General features: G+C 73.5%; 12 protein-coding genes and 1 pseudogene. 8 read left to right on the top strand and 5 right to left on the bottom strand.

Annotated features, from left to right (window positions below; genetic code table 11):
• The first annotated feature begins 123 nt into the window (after positions 1-123).
• On the top strand, positions 124-1,422 hold the full coding sequence (locus tag SGFS_RS17225) for an acyltransferase family protein (protein WP_286251254.1): 1,299 nt from the start codon (positions 124-126) through the stop codon (positions 1,420-1,422).
• Positions 1,423-1,444: 22 nt separating this feature from the next.
• On the opposite strand, the gene SGFS_RS17220 is transcribed toward SGFS_RS17225, so the two are convergent.
• On the bottom strand, positions 1,445-2,101 hold the full coding sequence (locus tag SGFS_RS17220; protein ID WP_286251252.1) for a TetR/AcrR family transcriptional regulator: 657 nt from the start codon (positions 2,099-2,101) through the stop codon (positions 1,445-1,447).
• A gap of 120 nt (positions 2,102-2,221) precedes the next feature.
• Here SGFS_RS17220 and SGFS_RS17215 point away from each other — a divergent pair, with 120 nt between their 5' ends.
• Positions 2,222-3,688, top strand: a complete 1,467-nt coding sequence (locus SGFS_RS17215; protein ID WP_286251251.1) for an MDR family MFS transporter — start codon at positions 2,222-2,224, stop codon at positions 3,686-3,688.
• Positions 3,689-3,788: 100 nt separating this feature from the next.
• Here the strand turns inward: SGFS_RS17215 and SGFS_RS17210 are convergent, their stop codons facing one another.
• Both SGFS_RS17210 and SGFS_RS17205 read right to left on the bottom strand, forming a co-directional pair.
• Positions 3,789-4,757 carry a zinc-binding dehydrogenase gene (locus tag SGFS_RS17210; protein ID WP_286251250.1) on the bottom strand — a complete coding sequence of 323 codons (969 nt, stop codon included), beginning with the start codon at positions 4,755-4,757 and terminating at the stop codon, positions 3,789-3,791.
• A gap of 6 nt (positions 4,758-4,763) precedes the next feature.
• Positions 4,764-5,804 carry a 3-oxoacyl-ACP synthase III family protein gene (locus tag SGFS_RS17205; RefSeq protein WP_286251248.1) on the bottom strand — a complete coding sequence of 347 codons (1,041 nt, stop codon included), beginning with the start codon at positions 5,802-5,804 and terminating at the stop codon, positions 4,764-4,766.
• Positions 5,805-6,079: 275 nt separating this feature from the next.
• Here SGFS_RS17205 and SGFS_RS17200 point away from each other — a divergent pair, with 275 nt between their 5' ends.
• The 6 genes and pseudogenes from SGFS_RS17200 to SGFS_RS17175 form a co-directional block, all read left to right on the top strand.
• Positions 6,080-7,120 (top strand): 3-oxoacyl-ACP synthase III family protein, encoded by a 1,041-nt coding sequence (locus SGFS_RS17200; protein ID WP_286251247.1) that lies wholly within the window; start codon positions 6,080-6,082, stop codon positions 7,118-7,120.
• Positions 7,117-8,073, top strand: a complete 957-nt coding sequence (locus SGFS_RS17195; protein WP_286251245.1) for a 3-hydroxyacyl-CoA dehydrogenase family protein — start codon at positions 7,117-7,119, stop codon at positions 8,071-8,073. Before SGFS_RS17200 ends, SGFS_RS17195 begins: the two co-directional genes overlap by 4 nt.
• Positions 8,070-8,903: an enoyl-CoA hydratase/isomerase family protein gene (locus SGFS_RS17190; protein ID WP_286251244.1), complete on the top strand. Its 834-nt coding sequence runs from the start codon at positions 8,070-8,072 to the stop codon at positions 8,901-8,903. The genes SGFS_RS17195 and SGFS_RS17190 overlap by 4 nt, the downstream gene beginning before the upstream one ends.
• Positions 8,900-9,739 carry a crotonase/enoyl-CoA hydratase family protein gene (locus tag SGFS_RS17185; protein WP_286251243.1) on the top strand — a complete coding sequence of 280 codons (840 nt, stop codon included), beginning with the start codon at positions 8,900-8,902 and terminating at the stop codon, positions 9,737-9,739. Before SGFS_RS17190 ends, SGFS_RS17185 begins: the two co-directional genes overlap by 4 nt.
• Before the next feature lie 10 nt (positions 9,740-9,749).
• Positions 9,750-10,511: an SDR family NAD(P)-dependent oxidoreductase gene (locus SGFS_RS17180; protein WP_286251242.1), complete on the top strand. Its 762-nt coding sequence runs from the start codon at positions 9,750-9,752 to the stop codon at positions 10,509-10,511.
• 115 nt (positions 10,512-10,626) lie between these two features.
• Positions 10,627-11,010: pseudogene (locus tag SGFS_RS17175) on the top strand (4'-phosphopantetheinyl transferase family protein); the annotation flags it as partial.
• A 141-nt stretch (positions 11,011-11,151) separates the two neighbouring features.
• On the opposite strand, the gene SGFS_RS17170 reads toward SGFS_RS17175, so the two are convergent.
• Together SGFS_RS17170 and SGFS_RS17165 are read right to left on the bottom strand one after the other, a co-directional pair.
• Positions 11,152-11,826 (bottom strand): response regulator transcription factor, encoded by a 675-nt coding sequence (locus SGFS_RS17170; protein WP_286251241.1) that lies wholly within the window; start codon positions 11,824-11,826, stop codon positions 11,152-11,154.
• Between the two features lie 2 nt (positions 11,827-11,828).
• Positions 11,829-12,446, bottom strand: coding sequence for a TetR/AcrR family transcriptional regulator (locus SGFS_RS17165; protein ID WP_286251240.1), 618 nt, complete (start codon positions 12,444-12,446; stop codon positions 11,829-11,831).
• Between the last annotated feature and the right edge of the window lie 102 nt (positions 12,447-12,548).

Here is a 12,548-nt window from a genome sequence, read left to right as displayed (position 1 = left end):
CCTCGCACGTCGGGGCCGTCCGCCGCGAACCCCCGCGCGGAGGACGGCCCCGATCCCTGTTCAGGCCCCGCCGCGGGCCCCCACCGGTCCCTGGCGGGTCCGGCGCTCCCACTTGGAGGTCAGATGAGTTCCCCAAGCCCCGCACGTCCCGCATCCACGGCACGCACCGGCCGGCCCGGCCGTACCGCCCATGCCTTCGCGAAGCTCACCCGCTACGAGCGCCCCGGCGCCCGCGAACTGAACCTGCTGGTCGGCCGCGGCTCCCGGCTCGAGTCGCTGACGGGCCTGCGCTGGTGGGCGGCGCTGCTGGTGTTCGGCGAGCACCTGGCCGCGCTGAGACTGGCCAGCAGAGTAGGGTCGGACGACACCGGCCCCGCCGACACGGTGCTGCACTGGCTCTTCGGCACCGGAACCATCGGTGTGAGCTGCTTCTTCGTGCTCAGCGGTTTCGTCCTGGCCTGGACGTACTGCCCGGAGACCGACACCGTCGGCCGGTTCTGGCAGCGGCGGTTCGCGAAGATCTACCCCGTCTACTTCGTCTCGACCGTGTTGGCCTTCGTGATGTTCGCCGGCATGGGCCAGACCCCGTCGGGCACCAACGTGGCACTGCACCTGACGCTGCTGCAGTCCTGGACCCCCGACCAGTCCCTGTACTTCGGCCTCAACCCCGTGACCTGGTCGCTGAGCTGCGAAGCCTTCTTCTACGCGATCCTGCCGCTGGTCTTCGTGGGCCTGCGGCGGCTGCCCGCGAACGCGCTGTACGCCACGGTGGCGGTGGCGGTGGTGGGGGCCTTCGTGCTGCCGTACACCCTGGGCGAGCTGGTGGACCTGCCCTACCCGGCCAAGGAGATCATCTCCACCGGCCCGGTCGGCGGCCCCTTCCCGTACTGGTTCACCTACGTCCTGCCGGCCTTCCGCGCGCTGGAGTTCGTCGCCGGCGTGGCCGCCGCCCTGTTGGTGCGGCGCGGCCAGTGGCGCGGTCCCGGCGTGCCGGCCGCCCTGCTGATCTGCCTGGCCGGCTGGCTGGTCAATCAGGAGCTGCCGCCGCGCCTGCAGCACCAGGCCGGCACCTTCCTGCCGTTCGTACTGCTGATCGCCGCCCTGGCGACGGCGGACGTGCACGGCACATGGTCGCCGCTGCGGGGGCGGGTGATGCGCTTCCTCGGCGAGATCTCGTACTGCCTGTACGTCTTCCAGCTGCTGCTCCTCGCGGTCGTCGCGGGCGCGCTGCGCCCGGCGCTGGCCGCCGCGGGGGTGCTGCCCGACAAGGACGCGGCCTTGCCGACCTGGCTGGTGGGCCCGGTGGCGCTGGGTTGTCTGGGGCTGTGCGTGCTGGCGGCCTGGGCGGCGTACCGCTGGATAGAGGTCCCGCTGATGCGCCGACTGCGCCCACGCTCCGTCGCCCCGGCGGCCCGCGGGTAGACCCAGCAGACCCCGGCCGCCGTCAGCGCCGACCGTACGCACGCATGAACATGCTGATGCCCCGCTCCACCACCGCGTCGATCCCCGCCTCGTCCAGCGCGACCTGACCGAGCATCGACTCCAGCTGGGCCTCGCCCACCAGCAGCGCCCGCAGCTGCCGGGCCGCCGCCTCGGCATCGCCGACGTCCAGGTGGCCGGCCCGGCCGAGCAGCGCGAGCTGCTCGGCCACGGCACGGACGCCCGCGTCCCGGTCGATGCCGCGCAGCGCCCGGCGCAGGGACTCGTCCAGCGCGGCGTCTGCCAGGATCCGCCAGCGCAGCGCGGCGGTGTCGCACAACATCAGCCGCACCCAGCGCCGACCGAAGTCCCGGAACTGCGCCGGCAGGTCGGTGCCGTCGTGGGCGGCGATGGTCTCGTGCACCAGCGTGTCGAACTGGCTGGCCAGCGGGTCCATCGCCGCCGCCACGACTTCGGCCACGAGCGACTCCCGGTCGCCGAAGTGGTTGTAGAGGGTCTGCTTGGCCACCTTCGCCTCGGCGGCGATGGTGTCGACGCTCGCCCGCGCGAAGCCGTCGCGGGTGAACACCGTGGCCGCCGCCTGGAGGATCTGCGCCCTGCGGTCCCGCCTGCCGTGCATGCGGCGCGGGCGGGGCCGGGTCGTCTCCTGGGTGTCCACCACTGCCTGTTCCTCCTGAGCCACTCGCCGACTTGATTTCTGGACGACCCAGTCTACTATTTAAAACCTAGACGAGGCAGTCCAAGTTTCTGCTTCGCCACGTTTACGGAGGGGACCCCTGCCATGAACCGACCCGCACCTGCGCCCGCCGCCGCGGAGCAGGACACCCACATCGACGGCCAGCTGTGGTGGCTGTGCGGCGTCCTGGTGCTGGGGGCCGTGACCACCCTGCTCGACGGCACGATCGTCAACGTCGCCATCGACGCCCTCACCCGCGAGCTGGACGCCCCGCTCGACTCGATCCAGTGGTCCGTCACCGGCTACCTACTGGCCCTTTCCCTCGTCGTCCCGCTCGCCGGCTGGTCCATGGAGCGCTTCGGCGCCAAGCGGGTGTGGCTGGCCGCCCAGATCCTCTTCCTCGTCGGCTCGGTCCTCTGCGGCCTCGCCTGGTCCGTGGAGAGCCTGGTGGTCTTCCGCGTGATCCAGGGCCTCGGAGGCGGCATGGTGATGCCGATGGCGCAGGCCATGCTCGCCCGCGCCGCGGGCCCCGCCCGGCTCGGCAGGGTGATGGCCGTGGTCTCCGTGCCCGCCATGCTCGCCCCGATCATCGGCCCGGTCATCGGCGGGTTCTTCGTCGACGAGCTGAACTGGCGCTGGATCTTCTTCATCAACATCCCGATCGGCCTGGCCGCCATCGTCCTCGCCTGGATCAAGCTCCCGGCCGACCGCCCGCAGACCGACCGCCGGCTCGACGTCCTCGGCCTGCTGCTCCTCTCGCCCGGCCTCGCCCTGCTCCTGTACGGCCTGGCCGAGGCCGGCAGCGGCGGCTTCACCGACGCCGGCAGCCTGCCCTGGACCCTGGCCGGCGTGGCCCTGCTGGTCGGCTTCACCGTGCACGCCCTGCGCACCCCCGGCACCCCGCTGGTCGACCTGCGGCTGTTCGCCGACCGCGGCTACTCCGCCGCTGTCGTCACCCAGTTCACCCTGAACGCCGGCGTGTTCGGCGCGATGTTCCTGCTGCCCCTGTACTTCCAGCTGGACCGCGGCGCCACCGTCCTCGAGGCCGGACTCATGCTCGCCCCGCAGGGCGTCGGCTACGTCATCGCCATGGCCGTGGTCGGCAAGGCCACCGACAAGATGGGGGCGGGACCGCTCGCCCTCGCCGGCGTCCTCGTCACCCTGCTGGGCACCCTGCCCTTCGCGCTCCTCGACGACGGCACCAACGAGGCCCTGCTCGCCGCCGCCATGGTGGCCCGCGGCATCGGCGTCGGCGTGGTGACCCTGCCCAGCCTCGCAGCCGCCTACCGCTCGCTGGCCCCCTCCGCGATGCCCCGAGCCTCCAGCGCCATGAACATCTTCCAGCGGCTGGGCGGTTCGGTCGGCACGGCCGCGGTCGCCGTCGTCCTGCAGAACGGCCTGACGGACGCCAAGACCTCCGGCGCCCCGCTGTCCGAGGCCTTCGGCACCTCCTTCTGGTGGGTGTTCGGCTTCACCGCCGTCACCCTGCTGCCCGCGCTGTTCCTGCCGCGCACCGTGGCGGCGCCCGCCACCGAGGCCGTCAAGGTCCCGGCGGAGGCGCCCGCCGCCTGAAGACATCCCCCGTCGGCGGCGACAACGCTTCGGCCCGGCCCCTCCGTCAGGAGGGGCCGGGCCGAAGTCGCCGTACCGGCAGCAGCCGAGGGACCGGGACTCAGGGCACCAGCACGACCTTGCCGAACAGCTCGCCCGCGTCCATGGCCGCCAGCCCCTCCCGCACCCGCGACAGCGGCAGCACCCGGTCCACCACCGGCCGCACACCGGTGCGCACGCAGAACGCCGCCAGCCGGGCCAACTGGTCGGCCGTCCCCATGGTCGAGCCCACCACCGACAGCTGGTTGGCGAAGAGCCGCCCCAGATCGGCAGGCGGCAGGCCCCCCGTGGTCGCCCCCGAGAGCACCAGCCGCCCGCCCGTGCGCAGCGCCTTCAACGAGGCCGCGTACGTGGCCTCGCCCACGGTGTCGATCACCGCTTCCACCTTGTGCGGCAGCCGCTCATCCGGCGCCAGCACCCGCTCCGCGCCCAGCTCCGTGAGCCGGCGCCGCTTCTCCGCGGACCGGCTCACCGCCCACACCCGCAGCCCCGCGGCGCTGCCCAGGCGCACCGCGGCCGTGCCGACACCGCCGCCCGCGCCCTGCACCAGCACGACACCGCCCGGCTCGACCCCGGACTTCTCGAACAGCATCCGGTAGGCCGTCAGCCAGGCACCCGGCAGACAGGCCGCCTCGGCGAAGCTCAGCTCGGCCGGCTTGGGCACCAGGCAGCGGTGCGGTACCGACACCCGCTGCGCGAGCGTGCCGGGCCAGTGCACGGAGAGGAACTCCACCGCCGGGTCGAGGGTCTCGTCCCCGCGCCCGGCCAGCGGATCTCCGATCACCGGGTAGACGATCACCTCCCGGCCGTCCTCGTCGACGCCCGCGGCGTCACTGCCGAGGACGACCGGCAACTGCCCGGGCAGCACCGCCACCCCGCGCAGCGTCCACAGGTCGTGGTGGTTCAGGGCGGCGGCCCGTACCTCGACCGTGGCCCAGCCCTCCGGGGGCCGCGGCTCGGGCCACGGCCCGGTACGCAGGCCCGCGAGCGGGTCCTCGGGCACGGAGCGCTCGGCCACGACGGCGTACATCCGCGCTCACCCGGCCCGCAGGCAGAGGGTGCCCCAGATGAACCCGGCTCCGATGGCCGAGACCACCACCAGCTCCCCCGGGGCCACCCGGCCCGCCTCCATCGCCGCGTGCAGCACCGTGAAGACGGTGGCCGCACCCGTGTTGCCGTACCGGTCCACGCTGATGCCGGCCCGCGAGCGGTCCACCCCGAGCGCGTCCATCGCCTCGTGGACGATGTTCAGGTTCGCCTGGTGCAGCATGTAGTGATCCACGTCGCCCGGCCGCAGGCCCACCTTGTCCAGGGTGGCCAGGATGCTCTCCGGCATGCGCTTGGTGGCCTCCGTCCACACCGTGCGCCCGTCCATCTTCAGGAACTGGTCGCGCGCCGCGACGCTGTCCGCGGTCGTGGGCCGACTCGCCCCGCCCGCCGGGATCTCCACCGCGTACGACAGCGAGGCGTCCAGCTCCCAGGACAGCAGCCCGAAGCCCGGCTCGGTCCGGCTCATCACCACCGCGCCCGCGGCGTCGCCGAAGAACACCCGCGTGGAGCGGTCCTCGGGGTCGGTGACCCGCGACAGGCACTCCGCGCCGATCACCAGCACATTGCGGATCCGGTCGTTCTGCAGCAGGTGGGCCGCGGTCACCATGCCGTACACCCCGCCCGCGCAGGCCGCCTGGCTGAGGTCCAGCGGGAACGCCCCTGTCGCGCCGAGGGCCTCCTTCACGATCAGCGCGGTCGACGGCAGCGGCTGGTCGTAGGTGAACGTCGCCACGATCACCGCGTCGAGGTCCGCGGCCGACCGGCCGCTGCGCTCCAGCGCCTCCAGCGCGGCGGCCACACACATGTCGGAGGTCGTCCGGCCGTCCTCCAGCCAGCGCCGTTCACCGATACCGGTACGGCTCCTGATCCATTCGTCGGTGGTGTCCAGCGTCGCGACGAGCTCTGCGTTGGGAACCACCCGCGAGGGCACGTGACAGCCGGTGCCGACGATTCCCACCGGAATCCGCAGGCCACCGGTGGCGATACGGGAAAGGCCGAGGCTCTCCGCGGTACTGGCAACGGTCATGGGCATTTCTGCTCTCTTCCCGGAAGAAAGGGGAGACGCCGATCCAGGGGGCGTCTCCCAGGTTCGCGGAACCATAGGCAGCCGCACCTCGCCGCAAGAAGGCGCGAAAGTCCAGGTAGGGCGGTGAATTCGAGCCGCACATCCGGCGCCGCCGGATGCTGCCGCCACACGCCCTGCCCGAACGGGCAGGGCAGCCACCGGCCTTGGTGACGGTGGCGATGGGCCAGTCGGAACGAGCCTTCCCGCTCCCCGGGGCGGCGGAAAGACTCGGCCCCATGGAATCCATCGCATACGACAGGCCCCGGGGTGTGGGCATCCGGGCGATCGGCGGCCACCTGCCCGAGCGGGTCGTGACCAACGCCGACCTCGAACAGCGGCTGAACACCACCGACGCGTGGATCAGCGAGTTCATCGGCGTACGGACCCGCCGCTGGTCGGCCCCCGACGAGTGGTCCTCCGACCTGGGAGCCAAGGCCCTGCTCGACGCGTGCGAGCGCGCCGGGGTCAGCCCCCACTCCGTCGACCTGGTCATCTGCGGCACGTACACCCCCGACAACCTCATCCCGGCCACCGCCGTGGCCATCATGGGCAAGGCCGGCATCCAGGACGTGCCCGGCTTCGACGTCAACACCGGCGGCTGCCCCGGCGGCACCTGGGCCCTGGACGTCGGCGCCAAGTACGTGGCCTCCGGCGCCTACCGCCGGGTCGCCGTCGTCCTCGCCGACGTCAGCACCAAGACCTTCGACCCCGAGGACCGCACCGTCGGCGTCATCTTCGGCGACGGCGCGGCCTGCTATCTCCTCGAGCCCGTCGAGGCCGGCAAGGGCGTCTCCTCCGCGCTGTTGCGCAGCGATCCGACCGCCTACACCACCGCCTACGTCAAGCGCGAGAAGCGCACCTGGGAGGACGGCACTCCCAAGCAGTCCGCCTTCGGCGACAACTTCGCCCACATGCACGGCCGCGGGGTGCGCGATTTCGCCCTCGAGCGGGTTCCCGGTTTCGTGGAGGAGCTGGCCAAGACCCACGGCATCACCGTGGACGACATCGACCTCATCGTCTTCCACCAAGCCAACTACCACCTGATCCACCTGCTGATGGAGAAGCTGGGTCTGCCCGCCGAAAAGACCATGACCAACGTCCAGAAGTACGGCAACACCTCGGGCGCCGGCGTGCCGCTGGTACTGCGCGAGGCCATGGACACCGGCCGCCTCGGCCCCGGGGACAACGTCGTCATCGTCTCCTTCGGCGCGGGCATGAGCCACGGCGGCACACTGATCCGCTGGACCGGCGCCGACGACTTCGGGCACCAGCCGTGACCCTCGACGCCCCCTGCCCGGCCGCGGCCCCGACACCGGCCCTCCGCGCGCCGGCCGGCCCGGTCGCGATCGTCGGCGCCGGCACCATGGGCGCCGGCCTGGCCCAGGTCGCGGCCGCCGCCGGCCGCCCGGTGGTGCTCTACAGCCGCACCCAGGAGTCCCTGGCCCGCGCCCGCGCCGCCATCGAGGACTCGCTGCGCCGGCTGGCCCGCAAGGGCGCGGCTCCCGACCTGCCGGCGCCGGCCGACCCCACCGAGGTCCTGGACCGTATCCGGCCCACCACCCGCCTGGAGGACTGCGCCGGCGCGGCCCTGGTCGTCGAGTCGATCGCCGAGGACCTGGCCGTCAAGCAGGAGGTGTTCGCCCGGCTCGACGCGCTCTGCACGGACGCGGCCCTGCTGGCCAGCAACACCTCCGGCATCCCCATCGGTGCGATCGCCCGGGCCACCACCCGCCCCGAACGCGTCGCGGGCACCCACTTCTTCTCTCCGGTCCCGATGATGCGGCTGTGCGAGATCGTCCGGGGCCCCGCCACGTCGGACCACGTCCTCGCCCTCGCCCAGGCCTTCGCCGCCGAGATCGGCAAGGAGAGCGTGCTGGTCGAGCGCGACACCCCCGGCTTCATCACCACCCGCCTGCTGACCGTGCTGATCCTCGAGGCCGTCCGGATGGTCGAGGACGGCACCTGCAGCCCCGCCGACCTCGACCGGGCCTGTCGGCTGGGCTTCGGCCATCCCATGGGGCCGCTCGCCTCCGTGGACCTCAGCGGGATCGATGTGTTCCACGACGTGGCGGCCGCCCTGCACCGCGCCACCGGCAACCCGGCCTTCAAGCCCCCCGCCCTGCTCGGGGAGCTCGTCGCGGCCGGCCACCACGGGCGCAAGAGCGGGCGCGGCTTCCACCACTACCGCGCCGCCGCCGACACCGGCCCGGCCACGACAGGAGCACGATGACCACCGGCCCCGCAGCCCGGTTCCGCCGCATCCAGGTCACCTGGGAGAACGGCGTCACCCGCCTGCACCTGGCGCGCCCGGAGCGGCGCAACGCCATCGACCTCAGGCTCGCGCAGGAGTTGCTGCGCGCCGCCCTGCTGGAGCGCACCGCCACCAGCGGCTGCGTTCTGCTCACCGGCGCGGGCGACCACTTCTGCGTCGGCGGCGACCTCACCTCCTTCGAGAAGGCGGGCGACCTGCCGAGCCACCTGATGGAGGTCACCAGCTATCTGCACGCGGCCCTGTCCCGGCTCGCCGCCATGCCCGCCCCGCTGATCGTCGCCGCCCAGGGCCATGTGGCGGGCGCCGGTTTGGGCCTGGCCTGCCTGGCCGATGTCCTGCTGACCGCCGAAGGAGCCACCTACCGTTCCGCGTACGGCGCCCTGGGCCTGACCCCGGACGCCTCGACCAGCCACCTGCTGCCCCGGCTCGTCGGACTGCGCCGCGCCCAGCACATCACGCTGCTGGGCCACGTCCTCAGCGCCGAGGACGCCCAGTCCTGGGGCCTGTCCACCGAGACGGTCCCCGCCGACCTGCTGCACCAGCGGGCCGTGCAGCTCGCCGAGGAGATCGCGGCCGGCCCCACCCGGGCGTACGGGCAGACCAAGCGGCTGCTGCGGGCCTCGTTCGCGCGCTCGCTGGCCGAGCACCTGGAGGATGAATCCACCCAGCTCAGCGCGGCCGCGGCCACCGCGGACGCCATGGAGGGCATCGCCGCGTTCCGCACCCGCCGCAGCCCCCGGTTCGCCCCGGCGGGCGCGGCGCAGGCCTGGGGCGGAGGCGCCGCGTGACCGCCCCCGCGGCCCCCGCCGGCACGCCCGACGCCCCCGGCACGGCCGCGCCCGACACCGACGCGCCGCTCGTACGCTTCGAACGCCGGGGCCCCGTCGCCGTACTGACCCTGGACCGCCCCGCGGTGCGCAACGCGGTCGACTCCGCCCTCGCGGCCGCCCTCGGCGCCGCCCTGACCGAACTGGACCGCGACCCGGCACTGCGGGTGGGCGTACTTACCGGCGCCGGGCCGGTCTTTTGCGCCGGCGCCGACCTGAAGGCGCTGGCCGACGGCGGCGTGGTGCACGACCCGGACCACGAGGAGTGGGGCTTCGCCGGCATCGTCCACCACCCGGTGCGCTCCCCGCTGATCGCCGCCGTCGAGGGCGCCGCGCTGGGCGGCGGCCTGGAGATCGCCCTGGCCTGCGACCTGGTGGTGGCCGCCGAGGACGCCAGGTTCGGGCTGCCCGAGGTGACCCGGGGCCTGCTGGCCGGGGCCGGCGGACTGATCCGGCTGCCCCGACTGGTGCCCGTACGCGCCGCCATGGAGGCCGCGCTCACCGGCGAGCCGGTCTCCGCGGCCACCGCCCGTCAGTGGCACCTGGTCAACCGCCTCGCCCCACCCGGCCACGCCCTGCACGCGGCCCTGGAGCTCGCGGAGCGCATCGCCGCCCACGCGCCGCTCTCCCTCCAAGCGGGCAAGCGCCTGGTGCGGGCCGCGGCCGGCGGCACGCCCGAGGACGAACTCTGGCGGATCAACGCCGAGCTGAGCGCCCGGTTGCTGGCCAGCCGGGACGCCCGGGAGGGCATGGCGGCCTTCGCCGAACGCCGCCCGCCCGTCTGGCACGGATGCTGAAGGAGGCACCATGGACATGCACGACAGCATCGCGCTGGTCACCGGGGGCACCTCGGGCCTGGGGCGGGCCGTCTCCCAGCGGCTGGCCGCCGAGGGCGCCCGGGTGGTCTTCATGGGCCGCGCCTCCGAACGCGCGGAGAAGGTCGCCGGCGACCTCGGCGACCGGGGTGTGTTCGTACCCGGCGACATCACCCGCACCGAGGACGTGGCCCGCGCCGTCGACACCGCGGCCTCGCTGGGCCGGCTCGGTGCCGTGGTGAGCTGCGCGGGGATCGCGGTACCCGGCCGCACCCTGGGCAGGCGCGGCCCGCTGCCGCTGGAGACCTTCGCGGAGGTGGTCCGGGTCAACCTCCTGGGCACCTTCGACGTGGTCCGCCAGGCGGCCCGGGCGATGGCGGCCAACGAGCCGGTGGACGGCGACCGCGGAGTGGTGGTGTGCACCTCCTCGATCGCCGCGTACGAAGGCCAGGAGGGCCAGGCCGCGTACACCGCCTCGAAGGCGGCGGTGGCCGGCATGACCCTGCCGCTGGCCCGGGACCTGGCCCGGTACGGCATCCGCGTGGTGACCGTGGCTCCGGGGCTGTTCGACACGCCGATGGTCGCGGGGCTCGCCGAGGAGGCCCGCGCCTCGCTCGCCGCACAGACCCCGCACCCCGTCCGGCTGGGCCGGTCCGAGGAGTTCGCCTCATTGGTCGCGCACATCATCGAGAACCCGATGCTCAACGGCGAGGTCATCCGACTCGACGGGGCGGTGCGCCTTGGCCCGATCTGACGGCGCGCCGGCCCTCGGCATCCGCGTCTGGTCGGCGCGCACCGACCGCCCCGCAGCGCAGGAGGAGGCCCTGCTGGACCTGCTCACCCCCGCCGAGCGCGACCGGTACGCCACGATGCCGCATCACGCGTCCTCCCCGTACGTCACGGCCCACGCCCTGCTGCGCCTCGGCGTGGCCCGGGTCCTGAAGGTGGCACCGCACCGGCTGCGCGTGGCGCGGGACGCCGTCGGCCGGCCGGTGGTCCCCGCTGCCCCCTGGCTGCGGCTGAGCCTGTCCCACACCAAGGGCGCCGTCCTGGCGGGCTGTTCGGCCACGGGCCCGCTGGGCCTGGACATCGAGTGCGTCCGTCCGGTGCGCAGGGAGCGGGAGCTGGCCGCGCGGGTGCTCGACCCGGCGGACCTCGCCCGCTGGTCGCAACTGGCCCGCCCGGTGGCCCTGCTGGCCCGCTGGACGTGTAAGGAGGCGGTGCTCAAGGGGCTCGGCACGGGCCTCGCGGGCGGTATACGCCGCGTGATCGCCGACCCGGCCGACCCGCACTGCTGGTCCGTCGCAGGGGCTCACGTCCCCCGCTGGCGCACCACCGCACTGGCCGTCGGCCCCCGCCACGTGGCCGCCCTCGCGCTGCCCGCGGGCGCGGGCTCAGACCAGGCCCTCCTGGAGGGCGAGTGCCACCGCCAGCGTGCGGTTGGGGGAGTTGAGCTTGGCGAGCAGATTGGTGACATGCCGCTTGACCCCGTGTTCGGAGATGGTGAGCCGTCGGGCGATCTGCTTGTTGCTCAGGCCCTGGGCGAGCAGCGAGAGCACCTGCTGCTCGCGGGGGGTGAGGGAGATCTTGCGTGAGGTGCCCACCGGGCCGGCCCCGCGCACCCGCACCATCAGGGACCGGGCCAGGCCCGGAGGCAGCGGCATCTCGCCGCGCTCCAGGCGTGTGACGGCCTCGTGGAGGTTGGCGGCCGTCAGGTCGGACTGCATCAGGAAACCGTGGGAGGAGAGCATGACCTCCTCGTCGATGGACTCCAGCCGCAGGTCCTCCAGAAGCAGCAGCACTCGTGTCTCGAAGGCCTCGGCCTCCCGGATCAGCGACGGCGCGGGCTCCCCGCTGCCGTGGCAGACCACGATGTCGGGCCGGTGCTCGGCGAGCAGTTCGCGGGCCGCGACCGGCCCGCTGCACGCCCAGATGTCCCGGACCGAGGGGACCGTGCGCAGCAGGCTGGTGACTCCGCAGCGCACCAGCTCGTTCTCGAGCATCACGAGCACGGACGTCCGCGCCGGGCCGGTTGCCGTGGCCGCCGCCTGCAGGTGTGGCTGCGGCATGGTCATCCCCGGCCCCGGATCAGGGCCCAGGTCAGGTCGGCCACCTCGGCCACACCCATGCCGTCCTCGCCTTCGCCGTCGAACTCGCCGCGGGTCCACCGGCCGATGACCGCCAGCATGGCCCCGCTGAGGAAGTGCGCGCGCACCAGCAGCGCCGTCTCGTCGAACGCGCCCGGCGGGGTCTCGGTCAGCAGCTGCTCGAACCAGGCCTGTGCCAGCAGCCGTTCGAAGCGGGCGGCGAAGCGCTGGCTGCCGTCCTCGCCGAGCATCCGGCGGTAGACGGCGCGGTGCTTGTCGACTTGTGCGAACAGGCTGATCAGGTGCACCGGAGTGGTGTCGGACAGGGCGTGCGCGTCCGCGATCAGGCGGCAGGCGCGGGCCGCCTCGACCACTCCCTCCATCGTCGACTCGGTGGCGTCGAGCAGCAGGTCCTCACGGTCCTTGTAGTGCAGGTAGACCGTGGCCCGGTTCACCTCCGCGCGCTCGGCGATGTTGCTCATGGTGATGCCGTCCAGGTCCTTCTCCATCGAGAGGTCCAGGACGGCGGCGCGCAGCAGTGCCCTGGTTCTGCGGGCGCGAGGGTCGCTCGAGGCGCCTCGGGTGTTCGAGATGTTCGCCATGGGCGCCACGGTTCCACATCTCATGACGTAAATGCAACACCTGTTTCTTAAGCGACACGTGTCGTACAGTCGGGAAGGAGCCGGCCGCACCAGGCCGTGCGC

The sequence above is a fragment of the Streptomyces graminofaciens genome, assembly GCF_030294945.1.
Lineage (GTDB): Bacteria > Actinomycetota > Actinomycetes > Streptomycetales > Streptomycetaceae > Streptomyces > Streptomyces graminofaciens.
This window is presented reverse-complemented; position numbering and strand designations above follow the sequence as displayed.

What these genes read in the sequence shown, in the direction of transcription:
- SGFS_RS17210 (WP_286251250.1), bottom strand. Translation starts at nt 4,757, where the DNA reads ATGTACGCCGTCGTGGCCGAGCGCTCCGTGCCCGAGGACCCGCTCGCG.
- SGFS_RS17170 (WP_286251241.1), bottom strand. Translation starts at nt 11,826, where the DNA reads ATGCCGCAGCCACACCTGCAGGCGGCGGCCACGGCAACCGGCCCGGCG.
- SGFS_RS17200 (WP_286251247.1), top strand. Translation starts at nt 6,080, where the DNA reads ATGGAATCCATCGCATACGACAGGCCCCGGGGTGTGGGCATCCGGGCG.
- SGFS_RS17225 (WP_286251254.1), top strand. Translation starts at nt 124, where the DNA reads ATGAGTTCCCCAAGCCCCGCACGTCCCGCATCCACGGCACGCACCGGC.
- SGFS_RS17205 (WP_286251248.1), bottom strand. Translation starts at nt 5,804, where the DNA reads ATGACCGTTGCCAGTACCGCGGAGAGCCTCGGCCTTTCCCGTATCGCC.
- SGFS_RS17215 (WP_286251251.1), top strand. Translation starts at nt 2,222, where the DNA reads ATGAACCGACCCGCACCTGCGCCCGCCGCCGCGGAGCAGGACACCCAC.
- SGFS_RS17165 (WP_286251240.1), bottom strand. Translation starts at nt 12,446, where the DNA reads ATGGCGAACATCTCGAACACCCGAGGCGCCTCGAGCGACCCTCGCGCC.
- SGFS_RS17180 (WP_286251242.1), top strand. Translation starts at nt 9,750, where the DNA reads ATGGACATGCACGACAGCATCGCGCTGGTCACCGGGGGCACCTCGGGC.
- SGFS_RS17190 (WP_286251244.1), top strand. Translation starts at nt 8,070, where the DNA reads ATGACCACCGGCCCCGCAGCCCGGTTCCGCCGCATCCAGGTCACCTGG.